The sequence below is a fragment of the Nocardioides exalbidus genome (assembly GCF_900105585.1).
In the GTDB taxonomy this organism is placed as follows: domain Bacteria; phylum Actinomycetota; class Actinomycetes; order Propionibacteriales; family Nocardioidaceae; genus Nocardioides; species Nocardioides exalbidus.
The window spans coordinates 240,640-259,236 of sequence record NZ_FNRT01000002.1 but is presented as its reverse complement, the minus strand read 5'-3'; the positions used below and the strand labels follow the sequence as shown (position 1 = coordinate 259,236).

Here is an 18,597-nt window from a genome sequence, read left to right as displayed (position 1 = left end):
GACGACCCTCAGGGGACGATCCGGAGCCGGGTGACGGCCCGGTCGGAGCCGTAGCTGTTGGCGGCCCGCACCACGACCCGGTAGCGGCCCGGGGGCAGCAGCAGGCCGTTGCGGCGCGTGGAGAGCACGAGGTGGCGCTCACCCTCCCGGACGTCCTCCACCACCCGGCGCGCGGACCGATGACCTTCCACGGGACGGATCACCAGCCTGATGCGCGTGGTGTCCCACACGTCGGCGAGCCGGAAGGACAACCGGGCTCGACGCGGTGTCGCCGCCGTGTCGCCGTACGCCGACAGGGTGCCGGGCCGCAGGCGCACGTGGTGGAGCGTCGGCTGGCTGTACGTCGGCTCCGGTGGGAAGGGGTTCGGCAGGACGTTGATCGTCGCGCTGCCCGTGCTGGCGTTCCCCGCCCCGTCGGTCACCGTGACCATCGCCTTCACGACGCCGGCGGTCCTGAGCTCGCGCGTCACGGTCGCCCCCGATGCGGTGACGCCGTCGCTGAAGAGCCAGCTCACCGACGCGATCCCTGACTCGTCGTCGTGGGCGGCGGCCGTGAACTGGACCGTCGAGTACTGGTAGGGCTGCCAGCACTCGCACCTCACCGACTCGACCACGGGAGGTGTCGTGTCGCTGGCTCTCGCCCCAGCACCGGCCGGGACGAGCGCTGCGGCGACGGCGAGCGGCAGGGCGACGGCGACCCTCATCGCACCACCTTGAGGGTCAGCTTCCTCGCGGTGCTGGATCCGGCGGCGTTCGTGGCGACGGCGGTGACCTTCCACGTCCCGACGGTGAGACGCTTCTTCTTCCCGATCTTCGCGGTGAGGGTGAAGGTGTTCCTCCCGGCCCGAAGGTTCTTCGTCAGTCGCAGCGGCTTCTTCACGCCCTTCTTCTTGAAGGTCAGGGTGAGCTTCGACGCGGTCGTGACGGTGACGGTGACCTTCGCCCTGCGGTCCTTCTTCGGTCCGGTGAGGTGGATGGTGCCTGGCCTGAGCTTCAGCCCCGACACCGCCGGCCGCGCCGGCGCGGCGGCTGGTGCTGCTCCGACGGTGGCGGTGCTCGAGCGGCTGGTGGTGTTGCCGACGGCGTCGGTGACGGTGGCGGTGACGGTGTAGGTGCCGGGCGCTGTCCAGGTGTGCGAGACCGAGGCGCCGGATGCGGTGGTTCCGTCGCCGAAGGACCAGGTGGTGCCGGCGACGGCCGACCAGACGTCGTACGCCGACAGCGACAGGTTGACAGGCTGGCCGGCGGTCGCAGTGGCTGGAACGGCGAACCCGCCCACGACGGGACCTGCGGCATCGAGCCCGGCCACCTGCACCCGGTAGCGCCCGGTGTCGGGCAGGTAGTGGAACCAGGCGACGGACGCATTGCCCCAGGGGTCCACGACGGCGTCCGGTTCGACCGTCTCCCCGTCGAAGGCCGACACGGGCGAGCCGGCGCTCCAGGCCGCGCCGGGGTGCCGGAGCGCCGCTTGCACCTGGGTCGTGACACCAGGTCCGGCCAGCGTCCAGACGGCGACCGTGGTCCCGTCGCGACCGACGGCCAGGTCAACAAGTCCCTTCGTGGACCCGACGGGCGAGATCGTCTCGGGGACGGCCCAGCCCCCGCCCGGTGCGCGCGTGGCCGCGACCGCGCGTGTGTCGCCGCCGATGAGCTGGGTCCAGACCGCCGAGGCGTTCCCGGAGGTGTCGAGGCCGACGATGGGGCCGGCGAAGACGTCAGAACCGGGCTTGGACAGCGTTGTCGCGATGGACCACGGGCCGCCAGCCTGTCGAGAGCTGGCCTGCACGCGCAGGTTGCTGCCGTCGGACCGCGTCCACACCACGACGGCGGAGCCGGCCTGGCCCGCTGCGACCCGGGGTCGCGCCGCTCCATGGCCGGCTTCGGACAGGGTCGCCGGGATCGACCAGTCCCCGCCGGCAGGACGCGACGAGGCCTGGGCCAGGGAGTACGACCCGTCGTAGCGCGTCCACGCGGCGGTGAACGTGCCGCCGGCATCGACTGCGATGGCGGGGGAGATGGCATCGCCGCCGACCTCGCTGAGCGTGACTGGTGTGGTCCAGGTGCCGCCGACGGCGTGGGTGCTCGCCTGGATACGAATCGTGGCACCGTCGGACCGAGACCAGACGACGGCGGCCGTCCCTGAGTCGTCGATGGCCACGCGGACCCCGTTGGCGGACTGGCCTGCAGCAGACAACGTCTCGACGGGGGACCAGGCGCCATCGGGGGTCCTGGTGGTGACCTGGACCCGATCACGGCCCCCGTCGCTCCTGTACCAGGCGGCGACGGCGCCGCCCCGGGCGTCTACCTCGACCTGCGGGGTGTAGGCGTGCTGACCGGCCTGCGACAAGGTGACGGGAGCCGACCACGACCCGCCTGCCGGCCGCTGGCTCGTGGTCACGAGGTAGTGCGTGCCGTTCGTCTGCGTCCAGACAGCTGTCGTGGTGCCCGATGCGTCGACTGCGAGCTTCTGGCCCACAGCGTCGGAGCCGGCGGAGAGAGTCACGGGCGGGAGCCATGTCTCAGCCGCCTGGGCAGGCGCGACCAGTGCGGCCCCGGCCAGCAGAAGCGCACCACCCAGGACGACGGAGCCGATCCGCTTGCGCCTCATCGGACCACCTTCAGGGTCAGCTTCTTCGCGGTGCTGGATCCGGCGGCGTTCGCTGCGACGGCGGTGACCTTCCACGTCCCGACTGTGAGGCGCTTCTTCTTCCCGATCTTCGCGGTGAGGGTGAAGGTGTTCCTCCCGGCCCGAAGGTTCTTCGTCAGCCGCAGCGGCTTCTTCACGCCCTTCTTCTTGAAGGTCAGGGTGAGCTTCGACGCGGTCGTGACGGTGACGGTGACCTTCGCCTTGCGGTCCTTCTTCGGTCCGATGAGGTGGATGGTGCCTGGCCTAAGCTTGAGCTTGCCGAGGGTCGGAGCTGCCACCTGCGCTGCGGTCACGGTGGCCGTGCTCGAGCGGGTGGTGGTGTTGCCGACGGCGTCGGTGACGGTGGCGGTGACGGTGTAGGTGCCGGGAGCGGTCCAGGTGTGCGAGACCGAGGCCCCGGATGCGGTGGTGCCGTCGCCGAAGGACCAGGTGGTACCGGCGACGGCCGACCAGACGTCGTACGCCGTCAGCGACAGGCTGGTGGGCTGACCGACCGTGGCCGTGGCGGGAGCGGTGAAGCCCGTGATGACCGGGCCTGACACGTCCAGGGCGGACGCGCGAATGCGGTAGCTGGGCGCACCGTCGTCCTTGTCGCCCCAGGTCACGACGGCGTTGCCCGCGGGATCGACACCCGCGGCCGAGATGGTGGGGGTGCCGCTCGAGAGACGGACCGGAGCCCGCCAGGAGCCGTCGCCCGTGCGCGTCGAGGCCTGTGCCTGCGACTGGTCGGTCCCGGAGAGCAACCAGGTCACCACCGTGTGCGCTCCACGGCTGGCGACGGCGGGATACAGACCGTTCTGGCCTGCCACGGAGATCGCCGTGCCGGGGGTCCAGAGACCGTCCGGGCGGCGGATGCTGACCTGGATCCGGTAGTTGGCGCCGACGAGCTGCGACCACGCCACCGTGACGACACCGGCCGCGTCCACGGCCGCCGCCGGACCACCGAAGACGTTCTGGTCGGGGTCGGAGATGTTGACCGGGATGGACCAGCCCGAGCCCTGAGGCCGACTGGTTGCCTGGATGCGCGGACTGGCGCCGTCCGAGCGGATCCAGAGGGCCGTGGCGGTCCCGTCGTCGGCGACGGCGACGGTGGGCGCGGACGCGCTCTGGCCCGCATCGGAGATGGTGGACGCCACCGTCCAGTCGCCGTCCGGGGCGCGGGTGCTGCTCTGCACCCGGTAGTTCGCGCCGTCCGAGCGGCCCCAGACGGCGGTCAGCCGCCCGGTGCCGTCGACTCCCACGCTCGGCTGGCGGGCCGCGTTGCCGGCCTCGCTGAGCGTGGTCGGGGTGCTCCAGGCGCCGTTCGCGCCCCGCGAGCTCGCCTGCACGCGCCGGTTGGTCCCGTCACTCCTGACCCACAGGACGGTGGCGCGTCCGGTCCGGTCGATCGTCACGGAGGGGGACGACGCGCCCTGGCCCGCTTCGGACAAGGTCTCGGCCGCCGACCACCCACCGGAGGCGCCGCGCACGCTGGCCTGGATCCGCGACGTCGTGCTGGGCCCGGACTCCCAGACCGCCACGAGGTCGCCCCGGTCGTTGGCGGCCAGCTGCGGTGCGACCGCGGCGCCGACGTCGCCGGACAGCGCGACTGCGGCGGACCACGCGCCCGCTGCCGGACGTGAGCTCGCCCGGACCACGTAGGTGGTGCCGGACTTGCTGACCCAGACCGCGGTGGCGTTGCCGGCCGCGTCGACCTCCACGACCGGGTTGTAGCTGTCCACGTCGGCGTCCGACAAGTAGGTCGCCGGGAGCCAGGTCTCCACGGCCACGGCAGCCGGCGTGACGAGCGCGGCGGCGGCGAGCGCAAGCACCGTGGCGACCGAGATCGATGCGACGCGCGCCCGCCTCATCGGACCACCTTCAGGGTCAGCTTCTTCGCGGTGCTGGATCCGGCGGCGTTCGTGGCGACGGCGGTGACCTTCCACGTCCCGACGGTGAGGCGCTTCTTCTTCCCGATCTTCGCGGTGAGGGTGAAGGTGTTCCTCCCGGCCAGAAGGTTCTTCGTCAGTCGCAGCGGCTTCTTCACGCCCTTCTTCTTGAAGGTCAGGGTGAGCTTCGACGCGGTCGTGACGGTGACGGTGACCTTCGCCTTGCGGTCCTTCTTCGGTCCGGTGAGGTGGATGGTGCCGGGCCTGAGCCCCAGCCTCGACACCGCCGGCCGCGCCAGCGCGACGACCACGGTGCCGGTGCGGGTCGAGGAGTTGCCGACCGCATCGGTGACGGTGACCGCGACGGGGTAGGTGCCCGGCCCGGTGTAGGTGTGGCTCGCCGCGGCCCCCGTCGCGGTGCTGCCGTCGCCGAAGGCCCAGGCAACGGAGGCGACCGACGACCATGCGTCGGTCGCGGTCACCGAGAAGGCGGCCGCGGCGCCTGCCTGTGCGTTCGTCGGCAGGCTCAGACCGGTCACGCGCGGACCCGCGACGTCGAGGGCGCGGGCGTGCAGCGTGTCCGCGCCGTCGTACTGCCGCCACCCGACCAGCACGTCGCCGTCGGGGGCGAGGGAGGCGTCGATGGGCGTGCGCACCGGAGCGCCGGAGGTGTTGCTGAGGTCAGTGGTGCTGCTCCAGGTGCCGCCTGTCGGACGTGTGCGGGCCTGCACCACGGTGGGGTCCATCACCCCGAGGCCCCACACGAGGGTGGCGTTGCCGGCCGGCGTCACCACGACCTCGGGCGAGGTGGCGTTGACCCCGTCGGCGGTGAGCGCCTCGGGAGTCGACCACGCACCACCCTGCTGACGGACCGACGCCTCGACGACGTCGCCCGCCCCGCGGTCGCGTGCCCAGGTGGCGTACGCCGTGCCCTGGCCGTCGATGGCCAGGCTCGGGAGGCCGGCATTGGCCGCGGAGAGGTCCACGGGGCTGCTCCAGGTGCCCGTGGCGCCGGCCCGGGTGGCCGACCGGACGAAGTAGCCGGAGTTCCCCCAGGCGACCACGGCGCCGCCGCCCGGCGCGACACCCACCTGCGGGTAGTACCCGACCTCCCCGTCGGGCGAGAGGTTGGCCGGGGTCGACCACGACCCGTCGGTGTCGCGGACGGAGACCTGCACCTGGTAGCCGCCGTTCTGGAACCGGGTCCAGGCCACGGTGGCACGTCCGGCGGCGTCGAAGTCGACGTCCGCCAGGGTGGTGACGGCACCCCCGGCGCTGAGGTCGCGGACCGGCGACCAGGCGTCGCCGGAGAGTGTCGACGACTGCACGACCAGGGCGCGCGACCACACGGCGGTCACCCGGCCGGCGTCATCGACCGCGATCGTCGCCCAACCCGCCGAGGCGCCGGGTGCGGACAGCTGCGTCGGCGCGCTCCACGTCCCGGCGGGGGACCTTGTCGACGTCTCCACGACGCTCGTCCCGCCCACCGACCGCAGCCACAGCGCGACCCAGGAGCCGTCGGGCCGCGCCACCACGTCGGCGTACAGCACACCGGGGGCGAGGGCGGTCAGCGTCACGGGGGCCGACCACGCGCCGCCGGCCGGGCGTGCGGCGCTGCGCACGAGGCTGCCCGACCCGGTGTCCTGCACCCAGAGCGCGACGGCGTCGCCGGTGGGACCGAGCGCGACGCGCGACTCGCGCACGGCCTCGCCGGTCGGCGAGACCGTGGTGTCGGCCTGCCACGTCGGGGCCGCCGGCGCGGCGGCCGGGACCAGCAGGGAGGCGAGGACGACCAGCGAGGTGGTCGTGCCGAGGCGGGCGAGGCGGATGTTCATCGTCTGACCTGTCGGTGCGCAGGGGGCCCGGACGCGCACATGGACGAGCCCCCGAGCCGGCGTGCGCCCCCGTGACGCCCGCTGCCCCGACGGTCGGCGAGGTGGCGCGCGGTGGCAAGAGTGGTAGCACGGGGGACTAGACCACTGACGCGGGAGGCGGCTGGTTGAATCGGGGCATGCCACGCCTCGATCTCTCCGCCGACGTCGTCGCGCTCACCCGCCAGCTGGTCGACATCGAGTCGGTGAGCCACCACGAGGAGGAGATCGCCGACGCCGTCGAGTCCGCCCTCCGGACGCTGCCGCACCTCGCGGTGACACGGCGCGGGCACACGATCGTGGCCAGCACGGACCTCGGCCTCGGCGAGCGCGTCGTGATCGCCGGGCACCTCGACACGGTGCCGCTCAACGACAACCTCCCGGCCCGGCTCGAGGACGGCATCCTGCACGGTCTCGGCACCTGCGACATGAAGGGCGGCGACGCGGTGATGCTCAAGCTCGCCGCCGACGTGACGGCGCCCAACCGCGACCTCGCCTTCATCTTCTACGAGGCGGAGGAGGTCGACTCGGTCTTCAACGGTCTGCGCAAGCTCACCGAGTCCGACCCCGACCTGCTCCAGGCCGACTTCGCCATCCTCATGGAGCCCAGCAACGCCGCGATCGAGGCCGGCTGCCAGGGCACGATGCGCGTCGACGTCCGCACCACCGGCGAGCGCGCGCACAGCGCGCGGAGCTGGAAGGGCGTCAACGCCATCCACCTCGCCGGGCCGGTCCTGGCCCGCCTCAACGACTACGTCGCCCGGCAGCCCGAGATCGACGGCCTGACCTACCACGAGGGCCTCAACGCGACGGGCATCCGCGGCGGCGTCGCCGGCAACGTCGTACCCGACGAGTGCGTCGTCGAGGTCAACTTCCGCTTCGCCCCCGACCGCAGCGAGGCCGACGCCGAGGCGTTCGTCCGCGACTTCTTCGAGGGGTACGACGTCACGGTGACCGACCTGGCCGCCGGGGCCCTCCCCGGCCTCGACCGCCCGGCAGCGAAGGCGTTCGTCGACGCGGTCGGGGGAGGGGTCGCTCCCAAGTTCGGCTGGACCGACGTCGCGCAGTTCACCAAGCTCGGCATCCCGGCGGTCAACTTCGGCCCCGGCGACCCGATGTTCGCCCACAAGCAGGACGAGCACGTCCCCACCGAGCACGTCGAGCGCTGCGAGCGCATCCTCAAGGAGTGGCTGTCATGAGCGGGTCCACCGCCTCGCACCCGGAGCCGGCCGACCGGATGAAGGGGCCGGTGATCGAGCGTCGCGGCCAGGTCACGGAGGGCTCCACCACCGACCAGCGCCTGCTCGACTCGCGCGGCCCGACCGACTGGGTCCACACCGACCCGTGGCGCGTGCTGAGGATCCAAGCGGAGTTCGTCGAGGGCTTCGGCGCGCTGGCCGAGCTCGGCCCGGCAATCGGTGTCTTCGGCTCTGCCCGCACGAGGCCCGACCACCCGCACTACGCCGTCGCCGAGGAGGCGGGCCGCAAGCTGACCGAGGCCGGCTTCGCGGTCATCACCGGCGGCGGGCCCGGTGCGATGGAGGCCGCCAACAAGGGGGCGTGCGAGGCCGGCGGGGTGAGCGTCGGGCTCGGCATCGAGCTGCCCTTCGAGTCGGGCCTCAACCAGTGGGTCGACAAGGGGATCAACTTCCGCTACTTCTTCGCCCGCAAGACGATGTTCGTGAAGTACTCCCAGGGCTTCGTCGTGCTGCCCGGCGGACTCGGCACGCTCGATGAGCTGTTCGAGGCGCTCACCCTCGTGCAGACGCAGAAGGTCACGTCCTTCCCGATCGTGCTGATCGGCACCGACTACTGGTCGGGCCTGCTCGGCTGGCTGCGCGGGACCGCGCTCGCCGACGGCAAGATCAACGCCTCCGACCTCGACATGATGGTGCTCACCGACGACGTCGACGAGGCCGTCGCGATCATGGTCGCCGCGCGGGAGGACGGACGATGACCTGGCTCTTCGCGATCCTCGTCGTGCTCGCGATGGGCGGTGTGGCCCTCGTGGCCTCCGGCCGCGGCGGGTCGATGGCGCCGGCGTACGACGACCGCCCCGACGTGGTGCTGCCCACCGACCGCCCGATCGGGGCGGAGGACCTGCGCACCGTCCGGTTCCCGCTCGCGGTGCGCGGCTACCGGATGTCCGACGTCGACGCCCTGCTCACGCGGCTCGCGACCGAGCTCGAGGACGCGCGCTCCGAGGAGGGTCCGGACGCCGGTCGGGACGCCGGTCCGGGCGCCGGGGTCGACTCGTCTGGCGACGCGCCGAACGTCTAGGGCAGACTGCCGCGTCATGTCGTTCCAGATCGTCGTGTGGATCCTCACGGCCCTCGCGGCTGTGGCGATCGTGCTGACCCGCCTCCGCCTCAGCGGCGACGCATCGGCGGGCCAGTTCTCGATCAGCCGACGCCTGCCCGTCGCGCACTTCGTGTTCGGCACGGTCGCGCTGGTCCTGTGGCTCGGCGTCCTGGTGTCGCCGGAGGACACCTTCACCGGCGGCCCGCTGTTCGGCATCCTCGCGATCGCGTGCTGGTGGATCACCGCCGTGCTCGGCCTGCTCGTCCTGGCCCGGTGGCTGCCCTCACGCGGCCGCCACGTCCCCGACGCCGAGGGCGACAGCTGGAGCGACGGCCCCGGCCTGTCCCTGCTGGCCCACCTGGGCATGGTGGTCGGCGTGCTGGTCTTCACCTACGCCTACCTCACGGCCGCGGTCTGATGCGGCGCCTGCTGGTCGGCCTGCTCGCCGCGGCGGGCGTGCTCACCGGCAGCGTCGCGGCTCCCGGCCCGGCGACGGCGGTCGAGGCCGGTCCCGGTGACCGTCCCGCCGTCGTGGAGGTGCGCACGATCGGCACGTCGGTGCAGGGCCGCCCGATCCGGGCGTGGCGGCTCGGCGAGCCGGGCAGGCGGCGGATCGTCCTCATCTCCACGATGCACGGCAACGAGCCGCACACCCGCCGGATCCTCGAGACGCTCCGCGACGGCCGCCGCATCACGGGCGTCGACCTCTGGGTGATCCCGACCTACAACCCCGACGGGCTCGCGCGCGGCACCCGGCGCAACGCCCGCGGCGTCGACCTCAACCGCAACTTCCCCTACCGCTGGGCCGACCTCGACGGCAGCTACGAGTCCGGCCGCCGCCCCGGGAGCGAGCCCGAGACCCGCGCGGTGATGGCGTTCCTCACCGACGTCGACCCGATGCGGGTGATCAGCTTCCACCAGCCCCTCAACGGCGTGGACACCGACACCAAGGACCCGCGCTTCGCCCGCCGGCTGGCCCGCGCGCTCCGCCTGCCGCGGACGCGGCTCGACTGCGGCAGCCTGTGCCACGGCACGATGACGATGTGGTTCAACCACGAGTTCCGGGGCGCCGCCCTGACCGTGGAGTACCCCGGCCGCCCCTCCCGCCACCGGATGGTGGTCGCGGCGCCGCGCCAGCTCCTCGGCGCGCTCCACGCGCACCGCGGCCGGGAGAAGTAGCCGGGCCTACCTGCCCCGGAAGACCGGCTTCTCCTTCGCGACGAACGCGTCGACCGCGGCGAGGTGGTCGGCCGTACCGCCCGTGAGCGCCATCTTCTTCGCCTCGAAGGCGAGGGCGAAGTCGAGCGGCTGCGCGGCGGAGTACGCCACCGCCTGCCGGATGCTGCCGTAGGCCACGGTCGGGCCGGCGGCGAGGCGCGCCGCGAGCTCGGCGACGGCGGCGGGGAGCTCGTCGGCCGGGACGACCTGCGTGGCCAGTCCGAGCTCGAGCGCCTCCTGCGCGGAGACGGTGCGCGGGAAGTAGAGGAGATCCATCGCCTTGGCGGTGCCGACCAGGCGGGGCAGCGTCCAGCTCGAGCCGGTGTCGCACGAGAGCGCGACGCCGGCGAAGGAGGTGTTGTAGCCGGCCGAGTCGACGAGGATCCGGAAGTCGGCGGCGAAGGCCAGGCTGGCGCCGGCTCCCGCTGCGACGCCGTTGACGGCGGCGATGACCGGCTTCGGCATCGTCGCGAGCGCCTGCACGATCGGGTTGTAGTGCTGCGTGACGGTGTCCGAGAGCGGGATGTCGGCGTCGCCCTTCAGGCCCGCGAGGTGCTCCTTGAGGTCCTGGCCCACGCAGAAGGCCTTGCCGCTGCCGGTGAGCACGACGCAGCGCACCTCGGCGTCGTCGGCGACCTGCTGCACGGTGTCGCGCAGGAGCTCCTTCGTCGCGACGTCGAGGCCGTTCATCGCCTCCGGCCGGTTGAGGGTGATGGTGGCGACCGAGTCGGTGACGTCGAGGAGAACGGGTGCGGTGGTGGGATCAGCCATGAGGGGCAGTCTGCCGGAACCTTGACGCACATCGGTGCGCCCCTGTGGTGCCGATCACGCGGCTCATGAGGGATACTGGACGTCGTACGACGCCGATCGGGGCGGCCAGCGACATCCAGCCGCCTCGATTCGCATGTGAAGAGCCTCCATCCCGAACCGATGGCTGAACAGGAAGAGGTGCGCCGATGGCCGCCATGAAGCCCCGCACGGGCGACGGACCGCTCGAGGTGACCAAGGAGGGCCGCGGCATCGTGATGCGCGTCCCGCTCGAGGGTGGTGGGCGCCTGGTGGTCGAGCTGAACGCCGATGAGGCGACGGCTCTCGGAGACGCCCTCAAGGACGTCGTCGGCTGATCGTGGCCATCGCACAGCTGCCGACCCAGGTCTCACCTCCCGAGTTCGCGCTCTCTCCCGCGCTGCCCCACCAGGTCGGCGGCGCGGAGGTCTGGGCGTTCCCGGTCCTGCCGGGCGACGACGGGCCGCTGCTCGGCCCCGGCGCCGACGAGGCGTCCGAGGCGCTCGGGACCGACCTGCTCGCGGCGGTCGAGGCCGCCCGAGCGACCGGTCGCACCGGTGAGGTGACCACCGTCCCGGTGTCGGCGGCTGACGACGACGTGAGCCTGGTGCTCCTCGTCGGCGTGGGCGACGCCACCGTGACCGACTTCCGGCGTGCGGGCGCAGCCGTCGCCCGGGCCGCGAAGGACCGGGTCAGCGTCGTCACCTCGATCGCCGCCATCGCACCCGACGAGGGCCTCGCCGCCTTCGTCGTCGGGGCGATGCTCGGCTCGTTCTCCTTCCACTGGCGCTCGAACGGACCGAAGGAGCACCCGGTCGCGCGCATCGTGCTCGCCGACGTCAGCGACGACGGCGCGGCCGACGACGCGCTCGCCCGGGCCATCGCGCTCGGCGGGGCCGGCTGGCGCTCCCGGGCGCTCGCCACGGTCCCGGCCAACCTCAAGACGCCCGCGTGGCTGGCCGACCAGGCAGTGGAGGTCGGCGAGGCCGCGGGCCTCGACGTCACCGTCTGGGACGCGGAGCGACTCCGCGCCGAGGGGTTCGGCGGGATCCTGGCCGTCGGCGGCGGCTCGGTCAACGAGCCGCGGCTGATCCGGATGGACTACACGCCGAAGGGCGCCTCCAAGAAGGTGCCGACCGTCGTGCTCGTCGGCAAGGGCATCACCTTCGACAGCGGCGGCCTCGACATCAAGCCCAGCGAGGGCATGCTGACGATGAAGCGCGACATGAGCGGCGGTGGCGCCGTGATCGCGGCGATGGCGGCTCTGCGCGACGTCGACTGCCCGGTGCGCGTGGTCGGGCTCGTGCCCGCCGCGGAGAACTCCGTGAGCGGCTCCGCTATGCGACCCGGCGACGTGATCACCCACTTCGGGGGTCGCACCTCCGAGGTCAACAACACCGACGCCGAGGGCCGCCTCGTCCTCGCCGACGCCATGGCCTACGCCGTGTCCGAGATCGGGCCCGCCGCGATCCTCGACATCGCCACCCTCACCGGGGCGATGAAGGTGTCGCTGGGCCAGTGGACCGGCGGCTTCTTCGCCAACCACGAGGCGCTTGCCGAGCAGGTCGAGGCCGCTGCGTCGTCCTCCGGTGAGCTCGTCTGGCGGATGCCCCTGGTCGCCGACTACGAGGAGAAGGTGTCCTCACGCATCGCCGATGGCGACAACGCAGCCGGCGGCGCGGGCGCGATCACCGCGGCGCTGTTCCTCCAGCACTTCGCCGGTGACGTCCCGTGGGCGCACATCGACTTCGCCTCGGCGGCCGAGTCTCCGGCCGACCGCAACGAGTGGACGGCCGGCCCCAGCGGCTGGGGTCCGCGGCTCCTGCTCGCCTGGCTCGGCTCCGACGACCCGTTGGCCGGCATCGCCTGAGGCTGAGGCCGGGACCCGCCGTCCGGGCGGCGACCCGCTCCCGATGCTTCACCATGGGATGTCGGGGAGCACCACACTTCCCACGGTCAACTGCATGAGGGAAGTGCGGGTTCGGCGACATCCCATGGTGGAGCGACGCCAGGCGCGGGGTCAGGCCTCCTCGGGCGCCCACTCCTTCTTGGCGGCCAGCAGGCCGTCGCCGACGGGGAGCAGGACCGGCACGAGGGCGTCGTGCTCGAGGATCGCGCGGCCGAGGTCGCGGATGGTGACGGTCTCCTCGTCGCGCTGGGCCGGGTCGGCGACCCGGTCGTGCCAGAGCGCGTTGTCGAAGACCACCACGCCGCCGGGGCGCAGCAGCCGCAGCGCCTCCTTGAGGTAGGCGGCGTACTCGCGCTTGTCGCCGTCGCAGAACACGAGGTCGTAGTGACCGTCGGTCAGGCGCGGCAGCACGTCGAGCCCGGCGCCGGCGATCGTGCGGGCGCGGTTGGGAGGGATGCCGGCCTCGGTGAACGTCTCCTTCGCGAGGCGCTGGTGCTCGGCCTCGATGTCGACGGTCGTCAGCACGCCGTCGGCGCGCATGCCGCGCAGCAGCCACAGGCCGGAGACGCCCGTCCCGGTGCCGATCTCGACCACCGCGCGCGCGTCGAGCACGGATGCGAGGAAGCGGAGCGCCGCACCACCGCCCGACCCGATCGGCGTGACGCCGACCTCCTCGGCACGGCTGCGGGCTGCGGCGAGGATCTCGTCCTCGGCCACGAACGACTCGGCGTAGGACCAGCTCGCGGGCTTGATCGGCGTGGTGGTGGGCACGAGCGCGACTCTATCGCGGGGAACACTGGCGCCACCTCGCTCGTTGGACTGCTCAGCGGGCACCCGCCCGACGCCGGTTTCTTGGGCGGAGCGCATGGGGTTCACAGGGAACTCTCAGGCGCGCTACCTAGCGTCAGGAAGGACAGCGAACCGTTGCAGCTGCGGTCGAGGAAGACGAGTCAGGGAGACTCCGTGGGCGAGCAGGTCGACACCCGGGTGGACGCCGCAGGGCCCGCCGCCGTCCCGACGTGGGACGAGGTCGTCGAGCAGCACTCCGACCGCGTCTTTCGCCTGGCCTACCGGCTCACCGGCAACCGACCCGACGCCGAGGACCTCACCCAGGAGGTCTTCGTCCGGGTGTTCCGCTCCCTCGACACCTACACGCCCGGCACCTTCGAGGGCTGGCTCCACCGGATCACGACCAACCTGTTCCTCGACGGCGCCCGTCGCAAGCAGCGGATCCGCTTCGACCCGCTCTCCGACGAGCGCGCCGCCCGGCTGACCAGCCCGGCGCCGGCGCCCGAGCTCGCGGTGGCCGAGCAGACCTTCGACGACGACATCGAGACCGCCCTCGCCACGCTCCCGCCCGACTTCCGCGCGGCCGTGGTGCTATGTGACGTCGAGGGCCTGAGCTACGAGGAGATCGCCGAGATCATGGGTGCCAAGCTCGGCACCGTACGCTCCCGCATCCACCGCGGTCGCACGATGCTCCGCAAGGCCCTCGCGCACCGGGAGCCGGTCGCCGGCAGCGAGCGCTACCGGGGAGCGGTGTCCTGATGAGCCACCTCGGATCCCGCGTCAGCGCACTCCTCGACGGCCGGCTCGCGCCGGAGGAGGAGGAGCGCTGCTGGAACCACGTCCACGCCTGCCACGCCTGCCGCGACCTCGTCGAGGAGGAGGGCTGGGTGAAGACCCAGCTCGCGCAGCTCTCGTTCGGCGCGTGCGAGTCGCAGCCGTCCCACGACCTGAAGTCGGCGCTGCTCGGCCAGTGCCCCTCGAGCCAGCCCGGCGCCGGCTCCGCGCTGGCGGCCCCCCAGTTCCCGACGAGCCAGCATCGTGCCCGGCGTGGCCTGGTCGCGATCGGCGGTGGCGCTGCGAGCGCCTGTGTCGTCGGCGTCCTGGCCCTCGGCGTCGCGGGCTCCCCGCGGGTCGAGCCCCGCCCGCCGGCCACCGACCTGAGCCGCCCCGTCGGCCCGATCGCGCCCGCGATCAACGTGGAGGACCGGTCCGCGCGCCGCCCGGCCTCACCCTCCCGGACGCCCCTGGCTGAGCAGCTGGTGGCGTTTCGGGAGAAGATTGCTCCGTGACCGACGAGCACAGGCCAGACGAGCAGAGCGACCTCCCGGCGGACGAGCCCACCCAGCCGCTCGCCGGCTGGCGGCCCGCCGAGCCCGCGCCTGAGCCTGCCCACGAGCCGGCACCCGACCTGACGACCGATTCCGTCGCGGAGCCCGAGCCTGCGCCCGAGCCTGCCGCCCAGCCGCAGGGGCAGGCCTACGGGTCCGGCCCGGAGACGGTCGCCAGTGCTGATCCCGGTGCTGATCCCGGTGCCGACGACCCGGAGCCCGCCGACGACGCGATGCTCGCCGGCCCGCCGCCGTACGCAGCCCGCTTCGGCGAGGAGCCCACGCAGCCCCAGCAGGTGCAGCCGCACCCGACGACCCCGATGCCGGTCCAGGGCCCGCAGGGACCGTTCGGCCCGCCGCCGCCCCAGGGTCCGGGTGGCCCGGGCTGGTTCGGCCCCGGCCCGTACCCGCCTCGTCCCGCCTACGCCCAGCCCGTGCCCCGCAGGACCCCGCTCTGGCTGTGGCCCGCGGTGGCGTCGGTGGCGCTCGTCGTCGGCGTGCTCGGCGGCCTGGCCGGGGGAGCGCTGCAGGACGAGCTCGCGTCGCAGCGCGGCACCAACAGCAGCGGCCTCGGCGGCGTACGCACCCAGACGGCGGCACCGCTCGAGGCCGACAACGGCTCCGTGGCAGCCGTCGCCCAGGCGCTCCTGCCGAGCACGGTGCAGATCGTGGCCGAGTTCGACGGCCAGGCCGCCGGCGCCACCGGGTCGGGCTTCGTGCTCGACCGCGACGGGCACGTCGTCACCAACAACCACGTCGTGGCCTCCGCCGCCTCCGACGACGGGCCGATCGTGGTGATCGACCAGGCCGGCACCCGCCACGAGGCGACCATCGTGGGACGCAGCTCGGTCTACGACCTCGCCGTCCTGGCCGTCACGGACGCCGGTGACCTCGAGCCCGCCGCGCTCGGCGCCTCGCAGGTGCTGCACGTCGGTGACCCGGTCGTCGCGTTCGGCGCTCCGCTGGGCCTCAGCCAGACGGTCACCTCGGGCATCGTCAGCGCCCTCAACAGGCCGGTCACCACCTCCGGTGAGTCCGACGACGACTCCTCCTACATCAACGCCGTCCAGACCGACGCCGCGATCAACCCCGGCAACTCCGGTGGTCCGCTGGTCAACCTCGCCGGGGAGGTCGTCGGCGTGAACTCCGCGATCGCCACCACGGGCGGCGCGACCGCCGAGTCGGGCAACATCGGCGTCGGCTTCGCGATCCCGATCGAGCAGGTCCGCACCACCGTCGACCAGATCCTCAGGACGGGCGAGGCGCGCTACCCCGTGATCGGCGCCCAGGTGCAGACCGGCGGCCAGGCCGACTCGGTGGGCGCGACCATCACCGAGGTCCAGGCGGACACGCCTGCCGCGCGGGCCGGGCTCGAGGCCGACGACGTGATCGTGGCGGTCGACGACCAGCCGGTGCAGGACGGCATCGCCCTCATCGTCGCGATCCGGACCCACCTGCCCGGCGAGGTCGTCGAGATGTCGGTGCTGCGCGGCGGCGAGGAGCGCGTCGTCGAGGTCGAGCTCGACGGCAAGGTCGGCTGAGCCGACTCCGCGGGACCGGCGTCAGTCGCTCTCGACGTCGGCCTCGACGAACGGGTGCTGGTCGACGAAGGCCTTGGTGTCGGCGTACATCCGCTGGATGAAGTCCTCCAGCTGCGAGCGCTCGACGCGCCACTGGCCACGCCCCCCGATCTTGATGGCAGGCAGGTCGCCGCGACGGACCAGCGCGTAGACCTGCGCGCTCGAGGTGTTGAGAACCTCGGCGACGTCGGTGAGCGTCAGGAAGCGGGGGTCGTCGGCCATGGCCCAATCGTGCCACCGACGCAGGTGCCGCGCCGTCACCCGGGTCCGGCCCTGTGGAGGAGGACCCCTGTGGAGAAGCAGGTGTCAACTCGGCCCTGACGGGCAATGATGTCCCGCGTGTCTCGGATCCCGTCCCGTCCCGCGCGCGAGGTCGACGTGCCCGCCGCCGTCCGCACCCGCTCGCCCGGCTGGCGCGACCCACGCCTGTGGGTCGGCATCGTGCTCGTGACCGGCTCGGTGGTGGCCGGTGCGCGCATCCTGTCGTCGGCCGACGACATGACCCCGGTGTGGTCCGCCTCGTCCGACCTGGTCGTCGGGCAGACGATCACGGCCGACGACCTCCGGGCGACCAGCGTCCGCTTCGGCGACAGCGCCGACCACGACCGCTACCTCCCCGTCGACGAGGAGCTGCCCGCGGCGCTGACGCTGACCCGGCCGCTCGCGGCCGGTGAGCTGGTGCCGGCCGCTGCCCTGGGTGAGGCCGGTGACGACGACACCGTCTCCCTGTCCATCTCGGTGGCCACCGAGCACGTCCCCACCGACCTCACCCGGGGCTCGCGCGTCGACGTGTGGGTGGTCGACGACCGGATCGCCGGCGGGCGCGGGTCGCGCCCCGCGGCGGAGCTGGTGCTCGACGACATCGCCGTCCTCGACGCGCCCCTGGTCTCCGACACCTTCGCTGCTGCCACCACCCGGCAGCTCGTGCTCGCCGTCCCGCAGTCCGACGAGGAGCAGCTCGGCCTCGTGCTGGCCGCCAGCGGCGACAACCGCGTCCGCGTCGTCGGTCGGGGCTGAGGCCGTGATCTGCGTGCTCGTCCTCGCGGCAGGCGAGGCGTGGGAGTCGCCCGCCCTCGCCGCCCTCGAGGCCCACCCGGGCGTCGTCGTCCTCAAGCGCTGCGTCGACGTCGACGACCTCCTCGCCTCGGTGACCAGCGGCCAGGCGGACGTCGCCGTCATCGCGCTCGACGCGCCGGGTCTCGACCCCGCGAGCATCGTCCACCTGCGCCGCCACGCCGTACGCCCCGTCGCGGTGACCTCGGCACGGTCGGCCGACCTCGACGTCGCCGAGCACGCCCAGCGCCTCGGCATCGGCGCCGTGGTCGGTGCCGGTGAGCTCGCCACGATCCCCGACGTCGTCACCACGGTGGAGGACGTCGCCGACACCCGCGTCCGCGAGCGCGCAGCAGCCCCGGTCCCGGCCGAGCCCGACGACGCCCCGGGTGGCGGGCGGCTCGTGGCGGTGTGGGGTCCGGCGGGAGCCCCGGGTCGGACGACCGTCGCCACCAACCTCGCCGCCGAGGTCGCCCGGCGCGGGACGGACGTGGTGCTCGCCGACCTCGACCCCTACGGCGGTTCGGTGGCCCAGCAGCTGGGGATCCTCGACGAGGTCTCGGGGCTGCTCTCCGCCTCGCGCCTGGCCGCGTCCGGCCAGCTCGACGAGCGGTTCGCGTCGGTGTGCCGCGGTGTCGGCGAGCACCTCGCCGTCGTCACCGGCCTGCCGCGTGCCGACCGCTGGCGAGAGGTCCGCTCCGCGCAGGCCGACCAGCTGCTCGACCGGGCTCGCGGGCGGGGCGAGGTCGTGGTCGACACCGGGTTCTCGCTCGAGGACGACACGGCTGCCGACTTCGGGGGCCGGCCGGGTCGCAACTCGCTCACCCTGGCCGCGCTCGACCAGGCGGACGAGGTGGTGGTCGTCGGCTCGGCGGACCCGGTCGGCCTCACCCGGCTGGCCCGTGGGCTGGTCGAGCTCCGCGAGCGCGGCACCGCGGCACCGGTGCGGGTCGTGGTCAACCGGATGCGGGGCTCGATCGGGTGGTCGGAGAAGGAGATCGCCGGCATGGTCGAGGGGTTCAGCAGGGTCTCCGGGCTCCACTTCCTCCCCGAGGACCGCACTGGTGTCGACCGGTCGCTCGTGGCGGGGCTGCCGCTCGCCGAGGTCGGTGACTCCGCGCTCGTCCAGGGGCTGTCCGGGCTCGCCGACGCCGTGTTCCCGGCCACCGTCACGACCCCGCACGGGCGTCGTCGTGCCGGGCAGGGACGTCCCCGGCTCCTGGGTCGTCGCGCGGTGGGGTGAACCA

At 73.2% G+C, this 18,597-nt stretch carries 19 protein-coding genes; 12 read left to right on the top strand and 7 right to left on the bottom strand.

Annotation, left to right across the window (positions count from 1 at the left end; all coding sequences use genetic code 11):
• Positions 1 to 8: 8 nt before the first annotated feature.
• From BLV76_RS01645 to BLV76_RS01630, 4 genes are all read right to left on the bottom strand, one after another.
• Positions 9 to 704 carry a PKD domain-containing protein gene (locus BLV76_RS01645; RefSeq protein ID WP_090967566.1) on the bottom strand — a complete coding sequence of 232 codons (696 nt, stop codon included), beginning with the start codon at positions 702 to 704 and terminating at the stop codon, positions 9 to 11.
• Complete coding sequence (locus BLV76_RS01640; protein WP_245734496.1) at positions 701 to 2,503, bottom strand: PKD domain-containing protein; 1,803 nt, start codon at positions 2,501 to 2,503, stop codon at positions 701 to 703. Before BLV76_RS01640 ends, BLV76_RS01645 begins: the two co-directional genes overlap by 4 nt.
• A 101-nt stretch (positions 2,504 to 2,604) precedes the next feature.
• The gene (locus BLV76_RS01635; RefSeq protein ID WP_090967564.1) at positions 2,605 to 4,497 is read right to left on the bottom strand and encodes a PKD domain-containing protein; all 1,893 of its coding nucleotides are present in this window, start codon (positions 4,495 to 4,497) and stop codon (positions 2,605 to 2,607) included.
• Positions 4,494 to 6,350, bottom strand: a complete 1,857-nt coding sequence (locus tag BLV76_RS01630; RefSeq protein WP_090967563.1) for a PKD domain-containing protein — start codon at positions 6,348 to 6,350, stop codon at positions 4,494 to 4,496. The genes BLV76_RS01635 and BLV76_RS01630 overlap by 4 nt, the downstream gene beginning before the upstream one ends.
• 176 nt (positions 6,351 to 6,526) lie before the next feature.
• On the opposite strand from BLV76_RS01630, the gene dapE reads away from it, so the two are divergent.
• Genes dapE through BLV76_RS22745 form a run of 5 tightly spaced genes read left to right on the top strand, consistent with a single transcriptional unit; the run spans position 6,527 to position 9,866 of the window.
• On the top strand, positions 6,527 to 7,585 hold the full coding sequence (gene dapE / locus BLV76_RS01625; protein ID WP_090967562.1) for a succinyl-diaminopimelate desuccinylase: 1,059 nt from the start codon (positions 6,527 to 6,529) through the stop codon (positions 7,583 to 7,585).
• Positions 7,582 to 8,343, top strand: a complete 762-nt coding sequence (locus BLV76_RS01620) for an LOG family protein (protein WP_090967561.1) — start codon at positions 7,582 to 7,584, stop codon at positions 8,341 to 8,343. Before dapE ends, BLV76_RS01620 begins: the two co-directional genes overlap by 4 nt.
• Positions 8,340 to 8,666 carry a DivIVA domain-containing protein gene (locus tag BLV76_RS01615; RefSeq protein ID WP_090967560.1) on the top strand — a complete coding sequence of 109 codons (327 nt, stop codon included), beginning with the start codon at positions 8,340 to 8,342 and terminating at the stop codon, positions 8,664 to 8,666. The genes BLV76_RS01620 and BLV76_RS01615 overlap by 4 nt, the downstream gene beginning before the upstream one ends.
• Positions 8,667 to 8,682: 16 nt before the next feature.
• Positions 8,683 to 9,105: a hypothetical protein gene (locus tag BLV76_RS22340; protein ID WP_090967559.1), complete on the top strand. Its 423-nt coding sequence runs from the start codon at positions 8,683 to 8,685 to the stop codon at positions 9,103 to 9,105.
• Positions 9,105 to 9,866: a M14 family zinc carboxypeptidase gene (locus tag BLV76_RS22745; protein ID WP_090967558.1), complete on the top strand. Its 762-nt coding sequence runs from the start codon at positions 9,105 to 9,107 to the stop codon at positions 9,864 to 9,866. Before BLV76_RS22340 ends, BLV76_RS22745 begins: the two co-directional genes overlap by 1 nt.
• A gap of 6 nt (positions 9,867 to 9,872) precedes the next feature.
• Here the strand turns inward: BLV76_RS22745 and BLV76_RS01600 are convergent, their stop codons facing one another.
• Entirely contained in the window at positions 9,873 to 10,676 is an 804-nt protein-coding gene (locus tag BLV76_RS01600; protein ID WP_090967557.1) for an enoyl-CoA hydratase/isomerase family protein, read from the bottom strand.
• 185 nt (positions 10,677 to 10,861) lie between these two features.
• Here BLV76_RS01600 and BLV76_RS01595 point away from each other — a divergent pair, with 185 nt between their 5' ends.
• Together BLV76_RS01595 and BLV76_RS01590 are read left to right on the top strand one after the other, a co-directional pair.
• Positions 10,862 to 11,029 (top strand): DUF3117 domain-containing protein, encoded by a 168-nt coding sequence (locus BLV76_RS01595; protein WP_090967556.1) that lies wholly within the window; start codon positions 10,862 to 10,864, stop codon positions 11,027 to 11,029.
• 2 nt (positions 11,030 to 11,031) lie between these two features.
• Positions 11,032 to 12,561, top strand: a complete 1,530-nt coding sequence (locus tag BLV76_RS01590) for a leucyl aminopeptidase family protein (RefSeq protein WP_090967555.1) — start codon at positions 11,032 to 11,034, stop codon at positions 12,559 to 12,561.
• Between the two features lie 150 nt (positions 12,562 to 12,711).
• Here the strand turns inward: BLV76_RS01590 and BLV76_RS01585 are convergent, their stop codons facing one another.
• Positions 12,712 to 13,371, bottom strand: coding sequence for an O-methyltransferase (locus BLV76_RS01585; protein WP_245734495.1), 660 nt, complete (start codon positions 13,369 to 13,371; stop codon positions 12,712 to 12,714).
• 192 nt (positions 13,372 to 13,563) lie between these two features.
• Here BLV76_RS01585 and sigE point away from each other — a divergent pair, with 192 nt between their 5' ends.
• From sigE to BLV76_RS01570, 3 genes are read left to right on the top strand one after another with little or no spacing between them, the layout of a single operon-like run.
• Complete coding sequence (sigE, locus tag BLV76_RS01580; RefSeq protein WP_217630230.1) at positions 13,564 to 14,148, top strand: RNA polymerase sigma factor SigE; 585 nt, start codon at positions 13,564 to 13,566, stop codon at positions 14,146 to 14,148.
• Positions 14,148 to 14,678: an anti-sigma factor family protein gene (locus BLV76_RS01575; RefSeq protein WP_090967552.1), complete on the top strand. Its 531-nt coding sequence runs from the start codon at positions 14,148 to 14,150 to the stop codon at positions 14,676 to 14,678. The genes sigE and BLV76_RS01575 overlap by 1 nt, the downstream gene beginning before the upstream one ends.
• Positions 14,675 to 16,258: a S1C family serine protease gene (locus tag BLV76_RS01570; RefSeq protein WP_090967551.1), complete on the top strand. Its 1,584-nt coding sequence runs from the start codon at positions 14,675 to 14,677 to the stop codon at positions 16,256 to 16,258. The genes BLV76_RS01575 and BLV76_RS01570 overlap by 4 nt, the downstream gene beginning before the upstream one ends.
• Before the next feature lie 21 nt (positions 16,259 to 16,279).
• On the opposite strand, the gene BLV76_RS01565 is transcribed toward BLV76_RS01570, so the two are convergent.
• Positions 16,280 to 16,519, bottom strand: a complete 240-nt coding sequence (locus BLV76_RS01565; RefSeq protein WP_090967550.1) for a helix-turn-helix domain-containing protein — start codon at positions 16,517 to 16,519, stop codon at positions 16,280 to 16,282.
• Positions 16,520 to 16,636: 117 nt separating this feature from the next.
• Between BLV76_RS01565 and BLV76_RS01560 the strand changes: the two genes are divergently transcribed.
• Both BLV76_RS01560 and BLV76_RS01555 read left to right on the top strand, forming a co-directional pair.
• Positions 16,637 to 17,314: a CpaB family protein gene (locus BLV76_RS01560; RefSeq protein ID WP_139306434.1), complete on the top strand. Its 678-nt coding sequence runs from the start codon at positions 16,637 to 16,639 to the stop codon at positions 17,312 to 17,314.
• A gap of 4 nt (positions 17,315 to 17,318) precedes the next feature.
• A complete protein-coding gene (locus BLV76_RS01555) occupies positions 17,319 to 18,593 on the top strand; it encodes a CpaE/TadZ family protein (RefSeq protein WP_090967548.1) in 1,275 nt (424 codons plus the stop codon).
• Positions 18,594 to 18,597 lie beyond the last annotated feature (4 nt).

Bases quoted from the DNA above. Each gene is read 5' to 3' on its own strand.
- BLV76_RS01645 (WP_090967566.1), bottom strand. From the start codon at position 704: ATGAGGGTCGCCGTCGCCCTGCCGCTCGCCGTCGCCGCAGCGCTCGTC.
- BLV76_RS01635 (WP_090967564.1), bottom strand. From the start codon at position 4,497: ATGAGGCGGGCGCGCGTCGCATCGATCTCGGTCGCCACGGTGCTTGCG.
- BLV76_RS01630 (WP_090967563.1), bottom strand. From the start codon at position 6,350: ATGAACATCCGCCTCGCCCGCCTCGGCACGACCACCTCGCTGGTCGTC.
- dapE (WP_090967562.1), top strand. From the start codon at position 6,527: ATGCCACGCCTCGATCTCTCCGCCGACGTCGTCGCGCTCACCCGCCAG.
- BLV76_RS01620 (WP_090967561.1), top strand. From the start codon at position 7,582: ATGAGCGGGTCCACCGCCTCGCACCCGGAGCCGGCCGACCGGATGAAG.
- BLV76_RS01615 (WP_090967560.1), top strand. From the start codon at position 8,340: ATGACCTGGCTCTTCGCGATCCTCGTCGTGCTCGCGATGGGCGGTGTG.
- BLV76_RS22340 (WP_090967559.1), top strand. From the start codon at position 8,683: ATGTCGTTCCAGATCGTCGTGTGGATCCTCACGGCCCTCGCGGCTGTG.
- BLV76_RS22745 (WP_090967558.1), top strand. From the start codon at position 9,105: ATGCGGCGCCTGCTGGTCGGCCTGCTCGCCGCGGCGGGCGTGCTCACC.
- BLV76_RS01600 (WP_090967557.1), bottom strand. From the start codon at position 10,676: ATGGCTGATCCCACCACCGCACCCGTTCTCCTCGACGTCACCGACTCG.
- BLV76_RS01595 (WP_090967556.1), top strand. From the start codon at position 10,862: ATGGCCGCCATGAAGCCCCGCACGGGCGACGGACCGCTCGAGGTGACC.
- BLV76_RS01575 (WP_090967552.1), top strand. From the start codon at position 14,148: ATGAGCCACCTCGGATCCCGCGTCAGCGCACTCCTCGACGGCCGGCTC.
- BLV76_RS01565 (WP_090967550.1), bottom strand. From the start codon at position 16,519: ATGGCCGACGACCCCCGCTTCCTGACGCTCACCGACGTCGCCGAGGTT.